18 protein-coding genes and 2 pseudogenes are annotated in these 19898 nt (G+C 62.7%); 12 read left to right on the forward strand and 8 right to left on the reverse strand.

Annotated features, from left to right (window positions below; all coding sequences use genetic code 11):
* Both NKI96_RS23705 and NKI96_RS23710 read left to right on the forward strand, forming a co-directional pair.
* On the forward strand, window positions 1-929 hold a 929-nt coding region (locus NKI96_RS23705), incomplete at its 5' end, for an ABC transporter substrate-binding protein (protein ID WP_352806455.1).
* A gap of 231 nt (window positions 930-1160) precedes the next feature.
* Window positions 1161-2284 (forward strand): annotated as a pseudogene (locus NKI96_RS23710) (hypothetical protein); the annotation flags it as partial.
* Window positions 2285-2320: 36 nt separating this feature from the next.
* Here NKI96_RS23710 and NKI96_RS23715 read toward each other — a convergent pair.
* From NKI96_RS23715 to NKI96_RS23725, 3 genes are all read right to left on the reverse strand, one after another.
* A complete protein-coding gene (locus NKI96_RS23715; RefSeq protein WP_023743642.1) occupies window positions 2321-3076 on the reverse strand; it encodes a hypothetical protein in 756 nt (251 codons plus the stop codon).
* Between the two features lie 27 nt (window positions 3077-3103).
* Window positions 3104-3982 (reverse strand): hypothetical protein, encoded by an 879-nt coding sequence (locus NKI96_RS23720; protein ID WP_023715255.1) that lies wholly within the window; start codon window positions 3980-3982, stop codon window positions 3104-3106.
* Between the two features lie 63 nt (window positions 3983-4045).
* Window positions 4046-4828 (reverse strand): hypothetical protein, encoded by a 783-nt coding sequence (locus NKI96_RS23725; protein ID WP_023715254.1) that lies wholly within the window; start codon window positions 4826-4828, stop codon window positions 4046-4048.
* A 150-nt stretch (window positions 4829-4978) separates the two neighbouring features.
* Between NKI96_RS23725 and NKI96_RS23730 the strand changes: the two genes are divergently transcribed.
* From NKI96_RS23730 to NKI96_RS23760, 7 genes are read left to right on the forward strand one after another with little or no spacing between them, the layout of a single operon-like run.
* Window positions 4979-5611, forward strand: a complete 633-nt coding sequence (locus tag NKI96_RS23730) for a DUF4129 domain-containing protein (RefSeq protein WP_352806458.1) — start codon at window positions 4979-4981, stop codon at window positions 5609-5611.
* Window positions 5608-6816 (forward strand): hypothetical protein, encoded by a 1209-nt coding sequence (locus tag NKI96_RS23735; protein WP_023682901.1) that lies wholly within the window; start codon window positions 5608-5610, stop codon window positions 6814-6816. Before NKI96_RS23730 ends, NKI96_RS23735 begins: the two co-directional genes overlap by 4 nt.
* Window positions 6803-7759: an AAA family ATPase gene (locus tag NKI96_RS23740; RefSeq protein ID WP_023715251.1), complete on the forward strand. Its 957-nt coding sequence runs from the start codon at window positions 6803-6805 to the stop codon at window positions 7757-7759. The genes NKI96_RS23735 and NKI96_RS23740 overlap by 14 nt, the downstream gene beginning before the upstream one ends.
* Window positions 7756-9066, forward strand: a complete 1311-nt coding sequence (locus tag NKI96_RS23745; protein ID WP_352806462.1) for a DUF58 domain-containing protein — start codon at window positions 7756-7758, stop codon at window positions 9064-9066. Before NKI96_RS23740 ends, NKI96_RS23745 begins: the two co-directional genes overlap by 4 nt.
* The gene (locus tag NKI96_RS23750; RefSeq protein WP_352806465.1) at window positions 9063-10082 is read left to right on the forward strand and encodes a stage II sporulation protein M; all 1020 of its coding nucleotides are present in this window, start codon (window positions 9063-9065) and stop codon (window positions 10080-10082) included. Before NKI96_RS23745 ends, NKI96_RS23750 begins: the two co-directional genes overlap by 4 nt.
* Window positions 10069-10935, forward strand: a complete 867-nt coding sequence (locus tag NKI96_RS23755; protein WP_352806468.1) for an RDD family protein — start codon at window positions 10069-10071, stop codon at window positions 10933-10935. The genes NKI96_RS23750 and NKI96_RS23755 overlap by 14 nt, the downstream gene beginning before the upstream one ends.
* Window positions 10936-10961: 26 nt before the next feature.
* Window positions 10962-11396: a hypothetical protein gene (locus tag NKI96_RS23760; RefSeq protein ID WP_155921574.1), complete on the forward strand. Its 435-nt coding sequence runs from the start codon at window positions 10962-10964 to the stop codon at window positions 11394-11396.
* Between the two features lie 315 nt (window positions 11397-11711).
* On the opposite strand, the gene NKI96_RS23765 is transcribed toward NKI96_RS23760, so the two are convergent.
* Window positions 11712-12398: a D-lyxose/D-mannose family sugar isomerase gene (locus tag NKI96_RS23765; protein ID WP_023689647.1), complete on the reverse strand. Its 687-nt coding sequence runs from the start codon at window positions 12396-12398 to the stop codon at window positions 11712-11714.
* Between the two features lie 150 nt (window positions 12399-12548).
* On the opposite strand from NKI96_RS23765, the gene NKI96_RS23770 reads away from it, so the two are divergent.
* The 3 genes and pseudogenes from NKI96_RS23770 to NKI96_RS23780 all read left to right on the forward strand — a co-directional run bounded on the left by NKI96_RS23770 (window position 12549) and on the right by NKI96_RS23780 (window position 14270).
* Window positions 12549-13607, forward strand: a complete 1059-nt coding sequence (locus tag NKI96_RS23770; RefSeq protein WP_352806471.1) for a D-TA family PLP-dependent enzyme — start codon at window positions 12549-12551, stop codon at window positions 13605-13607.
* A 69-nt stretch (window positions 13608-13676) separates the two neighbouring features.
* A pseudogene (locus tag NKI96_RS23775) lies at window positions 13677-13981 on the forward strand (type II toxin-antitoxin system RelE/ParE family toxin).
* Window positions 13974-14270 (forward strand): addiction module antidote protein, encoded by a 297-nt coding sequence (locus NKI96_RS23780; protein WP_023672893.1) that lies wholly within the window; start codon window positions 13974-13976, stop codon window positions 14268-14270. The pseudogene NKI96_RS23775 and the gene NKI96_RS23780 overlap by 8 nt, the downstream one beginning before the upstream one ends.
* 47 nt (window positions 14271-14317) lie before the next feature.
* On the opposite strand, the gene NKI96_RS23785 is transcribed toward NKI96_RS23780, so the two are convergent.
* From NKI96_RS23785 to NKI96_RS23800, 4 genes are all read right to left on the reverse strand, one after another.
* Complete coding sequence (locus tag NKI96_RS23785; protein WP_352806474.1) at window positions 14318-15907, reverse strand: tetratricopeptide repeat-containing sulfotransferase family protein; 1590 nt, start codon at window positions 15905-15907, stop codon at window positions 14318-14320.
* 77 nt (window positions 15908-15984) lie between these two features.
* A complete protein-coding gene (locus NKI96_RS23790; RefSeq protein WP_023672895.1) occupies window positions 15985-16668 on the reverse strand; it encodes an outer membrane protein in 684 nt (227 codons plus the stop codon).
* Window positions 16669-16869: 201 nt separating this feature from the next.
* The gene (locus NKI96_RS23795; RefSeq protein ID WP_023672896.1) at window positions 16870-17622 is read right to left on the reverse strand and encodes a heme ABC transporter permease; all 753 of its coding nucleotides are present in this window, start codon (window positions 17620-17622) and stop codon (window positions 16870-16872) included.
* 170 nt (window positions 17623-17792) lie between these two features.
* Complete coding sequence (locus NKI96_RS23800) at window positions 17793-19565, reverse strand: glucan ABC transporter ATP-binding protein/ permease (RefSeq protein WP_023672897.1); 1773 nt, start codon at window positions 19563-19565, stop codon at window positions 17793-17795.
* Window positions 19566-19898: the final 333 nt, after the last annotated feature.

A 19898-nucleotide genomic window follows, 5' to 3' on the forward strand; every position in this document is an offset into this window, starting at 1 on the left:
GCTGGAATGCCGAGACCAGTGCTGAGGTGAAGCGCAAGGACAAGCCCTGGTGGAAAGGCGACTTCCATCTCGATGGCATCAAATGGGTCGATTACGGCTCCGACCCCAACGCCATGCTGTCGGCGTTCGAATCCGGTGAGATCGACACCGACCACGAAACCGCGTCCGACGCCGTGTCGCAGACCGAGCAGATGGGCTTGCTGAATTCCGAGATCGCCACCGGATCGACCATCGTTGCCCGTTTCAATGTCGGCAACGCACCCTATGACGACGTCAAGGTGCGCCGCGCCGCCCAGCTTGCCGTCGACAATTCCGCCGTGCTGGCGCTCGGCCTCGGCGGCCGCGGCAAGCCGGCCGACAACCACCATGTCGGCCCGATGCACCCGGAATTTGCCGATATCGGCCCGGCCAAGCGCGACATGGATCAGGCCAAGAAACTGCTCACTGAAGCCGGCAAGGCCGACCACGAATTCGAGCTGATCTCGGTCGACATCGAATGGCAAAAGAGCACCGGCGACGCGATCGCCGCGCAGATGCGCGAGGCCGGCCTGAAGATGAAGCGCACCGTGCTGCCGGCCGCGACCTTCTGGAACGACTGGAGCAAATACCCTTTCTCCACAACCGAATGGCTGGGCCGCCCGCTCGGCGTCCAGGTGCTGGCGCTCGCCTACAAATCGGGCGCCGCCTGGAACGAAAGTGCTTACGCCAGCAAAGAGTTCGACGAACTCCTCGACAAGGCGCTGGCAACGCCGGACGCCGCCCAGCGCAAGGAGATCATGGCCAGGATCGAGCAGAATTTGCGCGATTCCGGCATCATCATCCAGCCCTACTGGCGCTCGGTCTACCGCACCTACCGCAAGGGCGTGCAAGGCTGCGAACAGCACCAGTCGCTGGAACAGCATTTTGAGAAGGTGTGGCTGGAGGGGTGATCGTTCTAGGATTAAGGTGGCCGGCGCTGCGTTTAAAGCCGCGCCGGCTTGATCGCGCCACTACCTGCGCCAAAAGCTAGTTAGACAGCAAGCCCCTCGCGCTTTTCGTCAATCGCTCTAACTCGAGCCTCATAAGGCTCCCACGGGTTACGATAGAACGACATCATGTGGTCTATCGCGTAGGAACTTTTTTCTAGTGCCGTCTCCCTTAGCAGTACTGACATGGCGGAATGCGAGCGCTCGATCCGGCTTTCGGGCGAAGCCGGCACGGCGCCGCATCCGGCGATCCTGCACCTGCATATCCATCTGCTCGAGATGTCGACGCAGCCGGAACGCGGCATGCGCTCGGCGGACCGGCTCGGCACCATGTGCCCCGATGCCGGCCACATGAACCATATGCCGGGCCATATCCATGTGCTGTGCGGCGAGTACGAGAAGGCAAAGCTGGCCGGCGAAAAGGCGGTGCGCGCCAACGACCTCTACCTCGCCTATGCCGGTGAGACGACCTACTATCTGCTCGGCTGCTGCCACGATTTGCATCTGATGATGTTCACCTGCATGTTCCTTGGCCAGTACCAGCCGGCACTGTGGGCGGCTGACAAGGTGCGCAGCCTGGTCACGCGCGACGTGGTCGCCATCCAGGACCGGCCAAAGCTGACGCAAACAGTGGAGGGCTATCATGCGATAAAATCGCATGTGCAGGTGCGCTTCGGCCGCTGGCAGGAGATCATCGATGAGCCGATGGTGGACGAGCCGGCACTTTATGTGCTGGCCGCCTCCATGCAGCACTACGCCAAGGGCGTCGCCCATGCGACGCTCAAGCAATTCGCGGCAGCCGAGCGTGAGCGCGAAAATTTCCGCAGGCATGTCGAGAGCATTGCGCCCGAGCGGCGCTTCCTCAGCAACCCGGCACGGGCCTCGCTAGCCGTCGGCGCCGCCTTGCTCGATGGCGAGTTGGCCTACCACCAGGGGCAGCATGACGACTCTTACGCCCATCTGCGCCAATCCGTCGAACTCGACGACAATCTGTCCTACACCGAGCCCTGGGCCTGGATGCACCGCCGCGCCATGCGCTGGCGGCACTGGTCCTCGACCAGGGCCACACTGACGAGGCCGAGCAGGTCTATCGCGACGACCTCGGCCTGAGCGGCAAGGTCCAGCTCTGCGCCCAGCACCCCGACAATGTCTGGTCGCTGCACGGGTTGGTGGAATGTCTGAAGCGGCGCGGCGAGAGCGTGGAACTGCCGGGGGTGCAGGAGAAGCTCGACGTAGCACTGGCCAAGGCTAATGTGGCGATCACGTCGTCATGCCTGTGCCGGACGAGACCGCAGGCGGACCGTAGCTGCTGTCGTTGAGAGGGCAGCCAACCGACCGAAATCGGCGACTTTCGCTCACGAGAAAATCTCAGCCAGATCGTCGATGCTGGTGCCTTCCTTGAGCTGTCGCAACTCCACATACATGACGACGATGGCGATCGATACCACCAAGCCTTGGGCTGTATCGACCAGGGCGTTGAGCAAAAAGCCCAGTGTCAGACCAAATGAGAAAAAGAAGGCGTTCGCCCAAATATCCACGGTGATTGAAGGCACGAGCACGACAAGCCAGATGCACAGCAACGGCCAGCGGCTGCCTTTGGTCAGGTCGCGGCTGCGTTGCATGCTGGCGAACACGCCACGCCCTTCACCGACAATTACCGGCGTCGTGACCGACCAGCGCGCCAGCAGCAACAGTCCGGGAACGATGATGAGTACCAGGCCCAGCCAGAAGGCGAATGTGATCAGGATCGAGGCGGCGCTTGCCGGTAGCAGAAGCGCACAGGCTGTTCTGATGCAATCGCGTGCCGACGGCCGTTCGCCGCGCAGATCCATCAGGGCCGCTCGCGTCAATGCCGCCTGCATGAAAGCCCCCAGCACAAAAAAGCCCAACGTGAAGATTGCCGTGATCGTCAACCGTCGCATCGAGTATTCGGGCTCTACCGACCCAACGGATACCCAGAACCAGTAGGAAAATCCAAACTCCGGCAAGGCGTATACGAACAACGCCACTCCCAAGCACAGCACCGGATTGCGCCGGATAATCGCGAACGTATCTCGGAGAACCCTGCCGATGCGAAATTTGCCTGGCTGCTCCGGCGTCATCGACGTCACGATTGCCCTACCCCGGTCGATGTGCCGTTACGAAAAAATCTGCGCCAGTTCGTCGACGCTGGTGCCTTCCTTGACCTGGCGCAGTTCGACATAGGTGACGGCAATGGTCACCGACAGCATCGTCGAAAAGATCGTCGACACCAGAGTGCTGCCAATCGCTCCGACCAGGACACCGACACCGGTGACGCCGCCGGCGGTGGCGAGCGCCAGTCCGAAAAACAACGAGAACACCGCCTGGATGAGCATCGCCGCCACGCCAATGATCAGCAGCAGCCAGAATATCGACCAGCGGCTGCCTTTGGTCAGGGCACGGCTGCGCGATATCGAGCCGAACACGCCAAGCCGCTCCTGAACCGCAATGGGCACGGAAACCGATACGGAAATCAGCCACATGAAAGCGGGAATAAACGCCAGGGCAAGCCCGATCAGCCACCCGATAGGGGGAATGACCCAGGCGATGAAAACCATCACAAAAACAGCCACCACCAGAGTGACAATGATCAGAATGCCTATGCCCAGCGTGGGCAAGAAGCTGCGCAATGCTATCTGGATGCAGTCGCCGATGACCGGCCGCTTGCCGTTCAAATCCTCGATTGCCGCCCTGACAAGCGCCGCTTGCACCAGCAAGGCCAGAACGAAAATGATCAAGGAAGCGACTATCGATAAGCCCGAGTAGTCTCCCATGGCCGACGTTTCGAAAGCGGCGGCGTTCCCGGCGCTGTCGACGTTCACCAATGTAGCGACCCGGGACAGGTTCCAGAGGTTGTACAGCAGTGCGGGCAGGGTTGAGAAAAGTCCGACGACCACAGCAAGGAAACCCAGATTGCGGCCGATGACCGCGAAGCTGTTGCTGAAAACCCTGCCGATGCGGAATTTTTCCGGTCGGTCCTGCGCCAGTGACGTCACGATGCCTCCTGCCCTGGCACCCGCCTTGACCTGACCGGGTCAAGGCGGTGCAAACCCGTCGGCTTACGAGAAGATCTCGGCCAGTTCGTCGACGCTGGTGCCTTCCTTGACCTGGCGCAGCTCGACATAGCTGACCGCGGCGGCGACCGACAGCAACATCGACATCACGCTCTGCACCAGTGCCGCCACGACAGTAGCGACAATGTCGTGAAACAGGTAGACAAACACGCCCACCGCGCCCTGGATGACCATGCCGATGATGATCAGGACAAGGAACAAGCCGAAGAGCGACCAGCGGCTGCCCTTGGTCAGGGCGCGGCTGCGCGACATCGAGCCGAACACGCCGAGCCGCTCCTGGATCTGAACCGGTATCGCAACCGACCAGCCCAGCCACAAGATGATGCCGGGCACCAGCAACGCAAGCGCGGCTAGGCCTGCGCCCAGGCCGACGAGCAGGCCGATCGCCAATGTCGGCAGAAAATATCGGATGGCTATCTGCAGGCAATCGCCCAAGGTCGGCCGCTTGCCGTTCAAATCCTCGATTGTGGCTCGCACGAGCGCCGACTGCAGCACCAGTACGAAAAGGGAGGCAATGAAACTGGCCGGGAGCGTCACCCAAATGTTGCTAAACACCAGGGCGGGGTCGGCCGCAGCGCCGGGATTGGCCGTCAGGAGCGCCTGCATGCGCGATTCGGTCCATAGCCGAAGAATAACTGCCGGCACCCCCGCAAACAGCACCGAAAGCCCCACGAAAAGTATGACGTTGCGGCCGATGACGGAGAAGCTGTTGTTGAAGACCCTGCCGATCTGAAATTTCTCAGGCCGTGCAAATGTTGCCGAAGTCATGATGCGCCCCCTGTTCCACCGCCGAATATTGTCCGGCAGCCGCAGTAGTAAATTTGCCAAGATTAACGACTGGCGTCTAGCCCACTTGCAAAAGTTACGCTGCATTGCCAGTGTCGGCTCGCGAACCGCAGGTTGCAGGGGGGCGAGAAGGTGACTGCTGCACAGCCGGACGCTGCGCAAGCCGAATGGCTGGCCAAACTGCACAAGCAGTTGCTGTCGGACGATTCGATCCAGTTCGACCTGCCGGCCTACAGACCACCCGAGACACCCGAGTGGCTGAGACCGCTGGGCGAGTTCCTGAAATCGCTCGGCCCGTACATGATCTACCTGTTCTGGGGCGCGGTGATGACAGGTGCCGCGATCATTCTGCTGCTGATTGTCCTTGAAGTGAAAGGCGTCGCCTGGCGCCTGCCCTGGTGGCGCAAAAAGAGCGTGACCGAGGCGGAAGCGATATGGCACCCCGACGTTGGCGCCGCGCAGATCCTGTTGTCGGAAGCCGATGCGCTGGCCGCCCGGGGCGAGTATGACGAGGCGGTGCATCTCCTGCTGCGCCGCAGCGTTGCCGACATTGCCGGCCGCCTGCCCGACTTCCTGCGCCCGTCGCTGACCGCGCGCGATATCGCGGGAGCGGCGTCGCTGCCAACGCGGGCGCGTGGCGCCTTTACCCAGATCGCGCGCATCGTCGAGGCGGCGTTGTTCGCGCGCCGGCCGGTCGGGCCCGAGGGCTGGCAGGAGGCGCGCAGCGCCTATGAGCGATTCGTCTTCAGGGATGCCTGGACGTGAGTGACGCGACAGCCGACATCGCCCAGCAGGAACCGTTCAGCCGCAGGACGGTGTTCTGGGGCATTTTCGCCAGCCTGCTCGCGGCGGCGGGCTTCTTCCTTTTGTCCACCTATGCCCCCGATTTTCGCCAGCCGAGCGTCGGTGGCGCAACGCCGCTCTCGAAGAGCGGCATCGGCTATGCCGGCTTGGCGGAATGGCTGGAGCTGACCGGCGAAGCGCCCGACATGGCGCGGTCCGACAGCGATCTCCAGATCGACACGAACCTCCTGATCGTCACGATTTCGCCCGACAGCGACCCGGATGCGCTTGCCAACATCGTCAAGCTTCGCAAGGGCCTGGATACGCTGTTCGTGCTGCCCAAATGGGCGACCTTGCCGCTGTTCGAGCACGAGGGGTGGGAGATGAAGATCCAGCGGCTGCCGGACGTCGTGGTCAACGATTGGCTCGCCCGGATCGCCAAGGCCAAGCTCGGCGAAGGTGAGACCACGGTCAAGCAACTCGACGTCTCAGGGCAAATGGTCAGCGTTCCCGACCAGCTGCAATGGGTGGCCGACGAACACCCGCTGATTGCCGCCGGCAACGGTAAGGCCGTGCTGACCGAGGTCGAAGACGAGCGGTTCTACATTCTGACGGACCCCGATCTCATCAATAACGCCGGCTTGAAAGATCCCGACAAGGCGGCGGCGGCGCTCAAGCTGATCGAGCTCCTGCAGCCCGAAGAGGGTGCCGTCATGTTCGACCTGACGCTGCATGGCGTCGGGCGAAAATACGATCTCGCCAAGCTTCTGGTCGAGCCGCCCTTCCTGGCGCTGACGCTGACCATCCTGGCGGCGGCGGCACTTGCCTTCCTGCATGGCCTTGGCCGGTTCGGGCCGCCACGGGCCGATCAGCGCGCCATCGCCTTCGGCAAACGCGCGCTGGTCGACACCACGGCGATGCTGTTGCGCCGCGCCGGCCGGCTGGAGGAACTGGGCGACCGCTATGGAGCACTGGCACGCGTGCGCGCCGGCGCGCTGCTCGGCGCGCCGCACGGTTTGCAGGGCGAAGCGCTCGACCGCTGGCTCGATTCCCGCGACAAGGACGAAGCCGGCGGTTTCACGACCCGCCTGCAAGCTGCGAACGCGGCAAAGACCCTGACACAAATGCATGATGCAGCCGAAAAGCTGCACGACTGGACGGCAAGGAGGCTCGGTGAACGTCGATGATGTGAAGGCCCTGGCGACACAGATCAGGGAAGAGGTGGCCAAGGCCATCACCGGGCAACACGATACGGTCGATCTGATGCTCACGGCATTGTTCGCCGGCGGGCATATATTGCTCGAAGGACCGCCGGGCACGGCCAAGACGATGACGGCGCGCTGCTTTGCCCAGGCGCTGGGCGTCGCCTATGGCCGGATCCAGTTCACGCCCGACCTGATGCCCGGCGATATCGTCGGTTCCAACATCTACAATTTCCAGACCGGGCAGTTCACGCTGACGCGCGGCCCGATCTTCTGCGATCTGCTGCTCGCCGACGAAATCAACCGAACGCCGCCGAAGACCCAGGCAGCCCTGCTGGAGGCGATGCAGGAGCATGCCGTCACCTTCGACGGCACCACCCATGCGCTCGGCCCGAACTTCATGGTGGTCGCGACGCAGAACCCAATCGAGCACCAGGGCGTCTATCCCCTGCCCGAAGCCCAGCTCGACCGTTTCCTGTTCAAGCACCGGGTGAGCTACCCCGGCCCGGAAGAGGAAAAGGCGATCATCATCCACCATGGCGGCGGCACCGCCTCGCACGACATCAAGCAGTACGGCATCAAGGCCCAGGCCGACCGCAAGACGCTGGAAAAGGCGTTGGCGACCGTCGGCGAGGTTACGCTGGTCGATGATGTCGTCGACTATATCGCCAGGCTGGTGCGGGCCACGCGCGAAAGCCCCGACCTCGAGGTCGGCGCCAGCCCGCGCGCGGGCGCCATGCTGGCGAGAGCCGCACGGGCTCGGGCAGCGCTCGACGGGCGTGCCTATGTCATCCCCGACGACGTCAAGGCGCTTGCCGTGCCGGCGCTGCGCCATCGCGTTATCCTGTCGCCGGCGGCGCAGATCGACGGCCGCCTGGTCGAACAGATCGTGACCGACCTTGTAGACCAGACGGAAGCGCCACGTTGATTTATCCGAGCGGCCGGGCAGTCTGGGCAGGTGCGGCCGGTGCAATACCGGCCTTCCTGATCGCGCTCGCGCTGCCGTCGATGTGGTATCTCGGCCTGTTGTGGATCTGCGCGCTGCTTGCTTTCCTGGCCGTGGACGCGGCCGCCGGGCGCGGACGGGCTTCTCTGAACGCCAGCATCCACGCCCCGCCGCAGGTCAGCGTCGGCGGCCAGCTCACCGTCAATGTCACCGCCAGGCTCGGCGGACGGCCGCGCGCCGTGCAGGCGCGTCTTGGCCATGACGAGCGGCTGCAACCGCTGGGCGGCACCGGCGGCGCATCGACCGCCGAGGCCGGCAGCGCATCGCTCGATCTCAGATTTCAGGCGCTGCGGCGCGGCATTGCCAGGTTCGATCGCCTGTGGGTGCGCTGGCGCGGGCCGTTCGGGCTGGTCTGGAACCAGGTGGTGCTGCCGATGGACGGCAAGGTGGCGGTGCTGCCCAACGTCAGCAGCGCCCGCGACGAGGCGATCACGCTTCTGCAGCGCCAGGCGCTGCCCGACGGACATGCGCAGCGCCGCGCCGGCCAGGGCCGCGAATTCGAGGCGCTCAAGGACTACCAGCCCGGCATGGGCCGGCGCATGATCGACTGGAAGCGCAGCGCCCGCCACGGCAGGCTTCTGGCGCGCGAATTCCGTATCGAGGAGAACAACAACATCGTGCTGGCCATCGATAGCGGCCGGCTGATGTGCGAGCCCGTCGACGGCGTGCCGAAGGTCGACCGCGCGGTCACCGCCGCCTTGCTGTCGGCGTTCATTGCGCTGAAGGGCGGCGACATGGTCTCCCTGTTCGGCTTCGATGCGCGGCCGCGCGTCTCCAGCGGCGCCGTGCGCGGCTCCGCCAGCTTCGCCATGATCCAGAAGCGGGCGGCGGAGATCGACTATTCCACCGAAGAGACCAATTTCACCCTGGCGCTGACGACCCTTGCAGCAAAGCTCGACCGGCGTTCGCTGGTGATCATCTTCACCGACTTCGTCGATCCGATCAGCGCCGAACTGATGCTGCGCACCGTCGGTCGGCTCACCGAACGGCATCTGGTGCTGTTCATGATGATGAAGGATGTCGAACTGGAGACACTGGCCGACATGCCGCCGGACGCACCGGAGGATGTGGCGCGCTCGGTCGTCGCCGGCGGGCTGCTGCGCGAAAGGCAGGTCGTCATCGGCAGGCTCAGGCTGCTCGGCGCGCATGTCATCGAAGCCGACCATCAGAGGCTCGGACCGGCGCTGGTCGAACGCTATCTCGAGCTAAAGCGGGAGGATCTGTTGTGAACGCGCTGGTCGGCAAGGATGCGGTGCGCCAGTCGCTGGCGAGCTTCCGTTCGGAGCGCGAGGCCGACTGGAAGGCGTTCGAGGCGCTGCTTGCCCGGGTCGAGAAACGTGCGCCACGCACGCTATCGGAAGACGAACTGCTGTCGCTGCCATTGCTCTACCGCTCGGCGCTGTCCTCGCTTTCGGTGGCGCGGGCGACCTCGCTCGACAATGCGCTGGTCAGCTATCTCGAAGCGCTTTGCCTGCGCGGCTACTTCTACCTCTATGGCGCGCGTCGCGGCTTGCGGCAGCGCATCGGCGATTTCTTTCTGCATGACTGGCCGCATGCAATTCGCGATTTGTGGCGCGAGACCTTGCTGTCGGTCGTCCTGACCTTTGTCGGCGCCGGCGCCGGCTACTGGCTGGTGGCCAAAGACAAGGGCTGGTTCGACGCCATCATTCCGCCGAGCCTGGCCGGCGGGCGCAACCCGGATGCCTCAGTCGAAGTCCTGCGACAGGTGCTTTATGACGGCGCCGACAGCAATTTCCTGTCGGGCTTCGCCGCCTATCTGTTCACGCACAATGTCCAGGTGGCGATCCTGGCCTTCGCGCTGGGCTTTGCCTTCGCGGTGCCGAGCGTGCTCTTGATCCTGATGAATGGCTGCCTGCTTGGCGCGATGTTCCAGATCTACATCGCCAAGGGGCTCGGGCTGGAGCTGGGCGGCTGGCTGTCCATCCACGGCACCACCGAGATGTTCGCGATCGCCTTGGCGGGCGCCGCCGGCATGCGCATCGGCACGCGCATCGCCTTCCCCGGCGAACTGACGCGGATGACGGCGGCAGCCGATGCCGGGCGCGTGGCCGCAACCACCATGGTCGGGGTGACGATCATGCTTTTGTTTGCCGGCCTGCTCGAAGGCATCGGCAGGCAGGTGATCACCAGCGACGCTACACGCTACGCCATTGGCGGCGGCATGCTGACGCTGTGGCTCTGTTATTTCTATTTGTTCAGGGTGGTGCGGCATGGCGACCGCTAGGCGTGCTACCGTCTCGACGATACGGCCGCTGATCACGCCGGAAGGGGTCGATCTCCGGATCAAGCTCGTCGATGCCGGCACTCGCGCCGCCGCCTTCCTGCTCGACTTTGTCATCATCATCGTCACGGCGATCGTGATCTCGATCGTTGCACTGTTCGGGCTGGCCGGCCTCAAAGGCGAAGGCGCGCAGCCGCTGTTCATCGTCTGGATCATCCTGATCTTCTTCCTGCGCAACGCCTACTTCATCGTCTTCGAAGCCGGCCGCCGCGCCGCCACGCCCGGCAAGCGGATGCTCGGCATCCGGGTGGCATCGCGCAGCGGCGCCGGCCTATCGGTCGATCAGGTCATCGCCCGCAATCTGATGCGCGAGATCGAGATCTTCCTGCCGCTGTCGATCATCCTCGGCCGCAGCGAGATGGGGCTCGCCGACACGTTGTCGACGATCTTCGGGCTGGTCTGGACGCTGCTGTTTGCGCTCTTCCCGCTGTTCAACCGCGACCGCATGCGCATCGGCGACCTTTTGGCCGGAACGTGGGTTGTCGAGGCGCCGAAACTGGCGCTGGTCGAAGACCTGTCGCAACGCCAGGACACCACCACCCGCGCATTCCGCTTCACCCAGGCGCAGCTCGATGCCTATGGCATCGCCGAACTGCACAAGCTGGAGGAAGTGCTGCGCCGCGACGACTATTTCGCGCTGAAAGCCGTGGCCGAAACGATCGGACGCAAGATCGGCATGACGATCGAGCCGGTCGATTCCAGGGCCTTCCTCACCGCCTATTATGGCGAGCTGCGGGCACAGCTCGAACGCAAGCTGCTGTTGGGCAACCGCAAGGCGGATAAGTATCAGCGGTGAGCTGTGCCTCAGATGGGAGTCGATACATGAGACATTGCTTCCTGAACATAGTTGATAAAAGTGTGTTTGCAATTCCGATGGCTACCACCCGCGACGGCTGGGAGAAGTTCGCAGGTCCCGTCATTTTGATTGGCGAGCTACCTTCGGTCTCCGACAAAGAGATCGGTCTAGCAACACTCAACGCGCTTGGTGCTTATGCCAGCGATGTGCCCGACGACATCGTACACACGGTTCTTCTTGACAGCTCGGCTTCGCGGTTCGGCTTCAAGTCGTACAACTCCCTCCTTCGGAAATCCCGTCAGATGTCGGTCGACCAGGGAAGGGACGACAAATTCACACTTACCCCCTATGCCAAAGTCAACAGAGAGAGTGCCGTGCCGCTGGACACGATCTTGTCTTCAACAGATACGCCAGAGGATCTCGGGCGTGCTGTTCGAGAGTGCATTTCGCTTTGTCGTTAACAGCGTCGAGTAATCGGTCACCATGAACACCTCTCCATCCGAGCTCGAACTCCAGGAAATGGAGGCGCGCGTGCTGCCGCAGCTCAGCCCGGCCCATGGAAATCATGGGTCGAGGGTCGGGATTTGCTGAGCAGATCGAATTTCATTCAAACCGACGAAGGCGCGGATCGCGGCGACGATATCGAAATGGCCAGCGCCACGGCCGAAGACCAGGATTTCATGGCTGCGGCGCGGCAGGACATGCCTCGCCTGATCGCCGAAGTGCGCAGGCTGGGCGCACTTCTCAATCAAACGAAGTAAAAGCGGCGAGGCCGCCTACCCCACCCACTTTTCATAGTCGGACACCAGCAGGTGCACCGGCGCAATGTCCTCGTGGATGTTGGAGAAGCGGCCGATCGGTTCGCGGAAGACGTTGTCGGTAAGGTCGTCATTGACGGTCGAGACCTCGCCGATCAGCACATCCTTGCCCTCGGCCCAGAAGGCGTGCCAGACGCCGGGCAGCAGCGTCACGCTCTGGCCCGGGTCGAGCTTCAGGAGCCCGCCTGCCGGCAGCCTGTGGATGGTGCCGTCGACCGGCACCGTCACTTCGGCCTTCGGATCGATGCCGCCGTCGCGATCGTGCATGAACAGTTCCAGCACGAGCTTACCGCCGCCGCGGTTGATGATGTCCTCGGCCTTGATGTTGTGGCGGTGCATCGGCGACAGCTGATCCTTGCGCGAGATCATGATCTTCTCGGCATAAAGCATGCCCATGCCCTTCTTCATGTCGGCATAGACGCCGTTGCGAACGGTGAACAGGAACAGGCCGAGTTCGTCGAATTTTTCCTGGCCGTAATCGGTGATGTCCCAACCGAGCCGCGAGGTGAAAATGGCGGCGGAGTCGGCCTTGCGCGCCTTCATCTCTTCCGGGCTCCAGTAGGCGAAGGGCGGCATGATGTAGCCGAACGAGCGGATGAAGGCGTCTGCATCGCGGATGATGTCGTTGACGGTGGAGCGTTTCATGATCGTGATCCCTTCGCGTCGCGTTCCCTGGAGTTATCTGAAGCGCATAGCCGAACAGCGCTGCGGTGTCGACGCAAACTGCGTGCTGGCCCCATGACATCCGTGCGGATCGGGGCCATAAGTCAGCCAGATTTCCCAGGGTGATATTTCATGCAAGGCATAGACGACCTCGACACGCCGGCGATCCTCATCGACGCAGCCCGCGCCGAAGCCAACATCACACGAGCGCAGGCGCATGCCGACCGCCACGGGCTGAAACTCAGGCCGCACATCAAGACGCACAAGCTGCCTTATTGGGCGAAGAAGCAGGTGGCGGCCGGCGCGGTCGGCATCACCTGCCAGAAGATCGGCGAAGCCGAGGTGATGGCCGATGCCGGGCTGACCGATATTTTTCTGCCCTACAACATCCTTGGCCGCGCCAAGCTGGAGCGCCTCAAGGCGCTGCATGGCCTTGTGACACTGTCAGTGACGGTGGACAGCCTCGAAACGCTGGATGGGCTCGCCGCCACCTTCACCGATACCTGGCACCCCCTGCCCGTCCTGGTCGAATGCGACACCGGCATGGGCCGTTGCGGCGTGCAGAGCGCCGCCGAGGCGCTGGCACTGGCGAAGTTGATCGACCAAGCCAAGGGGCTCACCTTCGGCGGGCTGATGACCTACCCCGCGGCCGGCCGCGCCGCCGAGGCTGAATCCTGGCTGGCCGGCGCCAAACAAACGCTCGCGGCCTCGGGTCTCGCCTGTGATCGCATTTCAAGCGGCGGCACGCCTGATATGTGGCGCTCCGGCGAGGACAGCGTCGTTACCGAATACCGCCCCGGCACCTACATCTACCTCGACCGCTACCAGGTCGCCAAAGGCGTCGGCACGCTCGACGATTGTGCGCTGACGGTGCTCGCCACCGTGGTCAGCCATCCGACGCCGGCCCGCGCCATCCTCGACAGCGGCAGCAAGGCGCTGTCCAGCGACACGCTGGGGCTCGCCGATTTTGGCGAGCTGCTCGGCATGCCCGGCGCCCGCGTCACCAGCTTGAGCGAGGAACATGGCACGGTCACGCTTGGAAATGGTGCGAAGCTTCGCATTGGCGAGCGCGTGCGCGTGGTGCCTGATCATTGCTGCGTCGTGACCAACCTGTTCGACCAGGTGCATCTGATCGACGGTGACAAGGTGCTGGAAACGCTGAAGGTGGAAGCGCGTGGGCGGATGGGGTGAGGCTTTTCGTTTTGGAGGCTCGCCCTATTTCGACATTGACGAATTGTAATTTATAACTTACTAGTCACCATGGCAATCCTGAAGCAGACAGCCACCTTTCGGAGGTGGCACCAAAAGCTGAAAGACGGAAGAGCCAAGGCGGCAATTGCCGTTCGGCTGCAACGTTTGATTGTAGGAAATCCCGGCGACGTGGCCCCAGTGGGTGAAGGCATCAGTGAATTGCGCATTCACTATGGGCCCGGCTATCGCGTTTATTTCACAAGCGCGGTGAAACGGTCATCCTGCTCCTGTGCGGCGGGGATAAAAGTTCACAAGAAACCGACATACGGACAGCAAAGCGCCTGGCCGTAGAATGGAGTGACGACAATGGTTGAAAAAATCTATGATTTCGATCCCGCCGAAATGCTCGATTCCGATACGGCAATCGAGGCGTTTCTGGCAGAGGCAATGGAAACCGGAGACGCCAAATTCGTCGCGTCCGCCCTCGGTGTCGTTGCCCGCGCCAAGGGGATGAGCAACATTGCCAGAAAGACCGGCTTGGCTCGCGAGCATCTTTATACCTCGCTCAGCGAAAACGGTAATCCTACGCTGGAAACCACACTGGCGGTCATGAAAGCATTCGGCTTTCATTTGGCCCCAAAGCACGATGCAACTCAGGTCTAATCTACGCCAGCGCGCGTCGAGCGCGAGGTCGTTCGGGCCAACTGAAATCAGGACTGATAAACCGGACCCAGCGCCGCCTTCAGCGGATCCAGCGCGTCGCCATACAGCTTCCAGCGCTCGACCGAGGATGAATAGATCGGCTGGCGCACCTGCCAGCGGCTCGGCGTCCGCACGGTGCGCTCGGTCTCGTTGAAACGCAGGCAGGCATCGTCCCACTCGATCCCGAGGAATCCGATCAATCCGCGGGCGCGATTTTCGAAATCGGCGACCGTTTCTTCGTAGGGCATGTCGTGGATATCCAGCGGGATGACCTTGGCCCAATGGCGCATCAGGCGGTCATACTGCCGGTAATACTGCCCAAGCTTGGTCAGATCGGCATTATAGCCGTGCGCCTCGGAAAAATTATGCATGAAACAGGACGCGCAATTGTCCATCGGGTCACGCCGGCAATGGATGATGCGGGCGTTCGGCAAGATCAGGCTGATGAAGGCCAGCAGCTCGAAATTATGCGGCATCTTGTCGACGACAAGCCGCGCCTTGCTGTTGCGTCTGCTGAGATCGTCGAGATACTTCGATCCAAGCTCCTTGGCCTTGGCCGCAGTGAGCGCCGCCATGCCCTTGGTGAAAATGGCTGGGTCGAGCTTGTCGAACCCAAGTTCGCCGGCAAGTGAACGAATGGTCGACAACTCGCCGGCGCCATAGATATCGCGATGGCTGGCGCATATCTGCTCGGTCAGCGTCGTTCCCGACCGGGGCATGCCGACGATGAAGACCGGGCGCCTGGATGGATTTCCCAAACTGGCTCGCGTCTTGAAGAAGCCAGCGTCGAAAGTGTCGATGAAGCTGTCGTAAAGCTGGGTGTGCCGGTCGATGTCGAAATCATTGCCGGAAATCGCCTTGGCCCTCGCGAAATGGCGGATGGCCGGGCCATACTCGCGCTGATCGTTGAGCATCTTGCCGGCGGCGTGGTGCAGCACTACCCGCTCGCGATCGGTGGTTGTCGGCAATTCCAGGCGTTTCAGCACCAAAGGCAACGTCGGATCGTCCTTGACCGCCCGGCGCGCAAGCGCCATTCCAGCCAGCGCCTCGACATGGCCCGGGTCGATGGCAAGGGCCTTGCTGAAGCATTCGACCGCCTCGGCCGGCCGGCCAATGTCGGTGAGCAAATCGCCCATATCGGCAAGTGCCATCACCGACTGGCCGTCGATAGCCAGCGCCTGGCGATAGAACCCTTCGGCAATGTCGCCCTCGAGCTGGCTACGATAGGAGCGGCCGAGATTGCACAGCGCTTCGATGAGCCCTCCGTCGAGCTCGATCGCCTTTCTCAGATGTCTGCGCGCCTTGTCGACGTTGCCGGTGACATTGTAGGCATTGCCGAGATTGTTGCGGAAGATGGCGTTGTCCGGTTCGAGCTTGACCGCCCTTTCCATATAGGCAATGGCGGCGTCATGATGCTCGGCCTCGATGGCGAGCGTGCCCATCAGGTTCAGCGCCATGGCATTTTTGGGCTGCGTGCGAAGCACCGTCTGGTAGCAGAACTCGGCCTCGCGAAAACGCTTGCGCCGTTGCAGGTCGATGCCGCGCTGCAATGTCTTTTCCGCCGGCTCACCGGCGGTCGGCAGCGAGGCTGAGATCATTGCCGGCAGACCCAGGGGTTGCCGGCGTGGCAAGAGCGGCATCCGTCAGATCCCGGTCGCGACCTGCGACGAACCAATCAGAACTTCAGGGTAACGCCAAGCTGGAGATTGTGGGAGTACAATTTGGCGTTCTCGTATGTGCCGCCGCCATCATTGTCGTCTAGATCCACGCTTGTCACGGCCTTGAAGCGGTAACCGAAATCGAGGTCGACATTCTGCGTTACCGCGTAGGTAACACCGGCGCCCACCTGGCCGGCGAAACCCCAGCCGCCAGGCCCGTATCCATAGGCGTGGCCATCAAAATGAGTATCGGCGGTAACATAGGCCGCGCCGAGACCGCCGCCGACATAGAGTTTGGCATCACCAAAATGCGCAACATCGGCCCAGACGTTGGCGAGAAGATAGGTGGCCGACAGATTGCCGGAAGCTGGGCCGGAACCTTGGTCGGCAGGAGGGAAGCTGAAGCTGTACTCGCTTGCCTTGTAGCGCGCGTAGGACAGTTCGCCTTCCACGCGGAACGTGTCGTTGATCCGCCGACCGACAGCGCCGCCGATCACGAACCCACTGTCAAGATCCACGGAATACCGACCACTATCGTAGTCCGTCTTCACATTGTTGGCAAAGCTGGCGCCGCCGAAGAGCGTGACGTACCAGAGATCCTCCGCCCTCGGCACGTCGACAAGCGCGTCTGCGGCGTAGGCCGAACTCCAGCCAAGCGCCAATGCAAATGTCGAAACGCCAGCCAGCAGGCACAGTTTCATCGTCGAATCCCCTCGCAACAACTAGTGACTAATATCACTCTTGCTTGGCGGCCGAGCTGTCAAGAACGCAAACGAGATCAAGGAGCAAAGCGAGGTCGGGAACGATCTTTTGAGAATTCTTGTTGCCGCACCGCAACATAGCAGCACATGCTAATGTTTCTGGCGGCAGGCGCATGGCTGTCCCTTCCGTTTGAAATCGCGCTAGTCGGCCTGCCTTGCCGCCACCCTGCGCATGGAGATCACCCGCCGGCGGCGGATCTCGGTGCGCATCACCGTCAGGTGCAGCGCGAAGAACAGCACGGTGAAGCCGAGCGCCATCACCAGCAGCGGCCATAGCAGGCTGGGATCGATCGTCGGTCCGCCGAGCCGGAACACCGAGGCCGGCTGGTGCAGCGTGTTCCACCAGTCGACCGAGAATTTGATGATCGGGATGTTGATGAAGCCGACCAGCGTGATGATGGCGGCGGCCCAGGCGGCACGGCTGGCGTCATCCAGCGCGCGCGTCAGCGCGATGATGCCGAGATACATCAGGAAGAGGATGAAGACTGAGGTCAGGCGGGCATCCCACACCCACCAGGTGCCCCACATCGGCTTGCCCCAGATGGAGCCGGTGACCAGCGCAAGCGCGGTGAAGGTGGCGCCGATCGGGGCTGCAGATTTCAGCGCGACGTCGGCCAGCGGATGGCGCCAGACCAGCGTACCGAGCGCGGCGACCGCCATCACCGTGTAGCACATCATGGCGAGCCAGGCGAAAGGCACGTGGATGTACATGATGCGCACCGTGATGCCCTGCTGGAAATCCTCAGGCGCGGCAAAGCTCATATAGAGACCGATGGCTAGCAGGATCGCGGCGATCGACGCCAGCCACGGCACCAGCCTGTCGGCCAGCCCGACAAAGCGCGTCGGGTTGGCGAGGTCGGTCCAGCCGGCGAGGCGTGAGGAGGTGTCGCTCATAAGGTCTAGATAGACCGGCGGCGCGTTCGGGGCAATCGAGCGGTTGTCGCAGTGCTTACCCTCTCCCTTGTGGGGAGGTCGCTGCAAAGCAGCGGGGTGGGGGTGGTGGGGCACTACCTCCACCCGGACCCTACGGGTCCGACCTCCCCACATGGGGGAGGTAAAAAAGCCTACGCCGCTTCGATATTCACCGTGCGGCTGAGACGGCGGACTTCCTCGTCGTTGAGCAGGCCGCCGGCGCGCAACAGGCTGGCGAAACGGCCATTGCGCAGCGACAGTTCGGCGAAGCCGCCCATCTCGACCACCTTGCCCTTGTCCATGAACACGACCAGGTCGGCGTCGCGAACGGTGGTCAGGCGGTGGGCGATGATGAAGGTGGTGCGGTTGCGCCTCAGTTCGTCGATGGCTTCCTTGACGCGGTCCTCGGTCTCGACGTCGAGCGCGCTCGTCGCCTCGTCGAGCACCAGGATCGGTGCGTCCTTGAGCACGGCGCGGGCAATGGCGATGCGCTGACGCTCGCCGCCCGAAAGCTGGCCGCCGCGCTCGCCAACGACGGTGTCGTAACCGGCGCTCTTGGCAAGGATGAAATCCTGCGCGGCAGCCGCGTTGGCGGCGGCGTGAACCTCGTCATAAGTCGCCTCGGCACGACCGACGCGGATGTTGTCCTCGATCGAGCGGTTGAGCAGGCCGGCATCCTGGAAGACGGTGGCGATCGAATGACGCAGCGACTTGCGGGTCACCGTGCGGGTGTCGATGCCGTCGATCAGGATACGGCCATGAGACGGCGAGAAGACGCGCTGCAAGAGGTTGATCAGCGTCGTCTTGCCGGCGCCGGTCGGGCCGACGATGGCAACCGTCTGCCCGGCCTGGACCTCGAAGGAGACGTCGTCGACGCCCTGCCGCGAATTGGCAAACTCGAAGCCGACATTCTCGAAGCGGACATGGCCGGTGACGTTGGTGAGGTCGCGCAAGCCGTCCGGCTCGGCGGAGTCGGCGGCCGAATCCTCGAGGTGATAGAAGTCCTCGAGCTTGGCGCGGGCTTCGGAAATCTGGTTGGCGAAAGCCGACATCTGGTCGAGGCGGGCAATCAGCAGCGTGGCAAAGCCGGTGAAGGCGATGACGTCGCCGATCTTGAGCTGGCCATGGGTGACCAGATAGGCGCCGATCAAAAGCACAACCATCATCGAAATGGTCGACGACAGGCGGTGCAGCGCATTGGCCATCGCCCACCAGTCGAGCACCGGGTTCTGCGCGTCGAGCAGGTTCTTGACATAGCGGCGCAGCGTATCGGCCTCGTGGCCGAGACGGTTGTAGCTCTGCAGCACGGCGACATTGCTGACCGAGTCGGTCACATGCGCGAACACCTGATGGTAGTGGCGCTCGACCGCGGCCTGGCCCGCCTTGGTGCGCTTCATCACAAGCCGGCCGATGCCGACATAGAGAACGCCCAGCGCCATCAGCACCAGCGACATGCGAAGATCCATGCTTATAGCTGTCGGAATCAGCAGAGCCAGCGCAACAGCCGTCGACAGATGCTGGCGCATGAATTCAAGCCACAGGCTGAACAGCGTCTCGACGGCGCGCAGCAGCGTGTGCAGCGCGTTGGAGGTGCCGCGCTGGTGGTGCCAGGCGAGCGGCATGGTGATCACGCGCTCGAACGACTGGCACAGCACCTCGCTGCGCCGCTTGTGGGCAAAACGGTCGGCGCCGCGCGCCACCAGCACGAAGGCGACGATGTTAAAGGCGCCGAGACCGGCCCACAGCGCCAGCGTCGAAAACACCGAACCCTTATCGGAGATGGCGTCGATTACCCGGCCGAACATGATCGGCTCGAGGATGGCGATAATGGCGAGCGCGACATTCGCACCGCAGATAAACGCAACGCGCTTCCTGTCGGCTGCGAGATAACCCAGCGCTCTCCAGTAGATTTGCAGAAGTGACACTTCAGCTACTCCGCCCAAAACATTATTGTGCACCGCACCATTTCTTGACACGTACCGGTTAACGGGTCGCAAAACAATGCCCGTCTACCTCTTCCGTTCCCATTCTGCGAACAAAAGATGACGACGTTGCGAAATCTGCCGTGATCACCTAACGGTTTGAGATAAAAGGTGAAATGTCAGTCTTGCGGCAAAATCATGGCAGCAGCTGGCGCTGCCACATTTTTAATCACTGCACGCTTGGCCCGCCGGTATCCGGGAAGGCACGCCGTACTGCGCCAGGAGCATGCCCAAGTAGAAAACGCGCGCCTCGAAAGGCGCGCGTCAACAATCTGA

The sequence above is a fragment of the Mesorhizobium sp. M0292 genome (assembly GCF_040321695.1).
Taxonomy (GTDB): domain Bacteria; phylum Pseudomonadota; class Alphaproteobacteria; order Rhizobiales; family Rhizobiaceae; genus Mesorhizobium.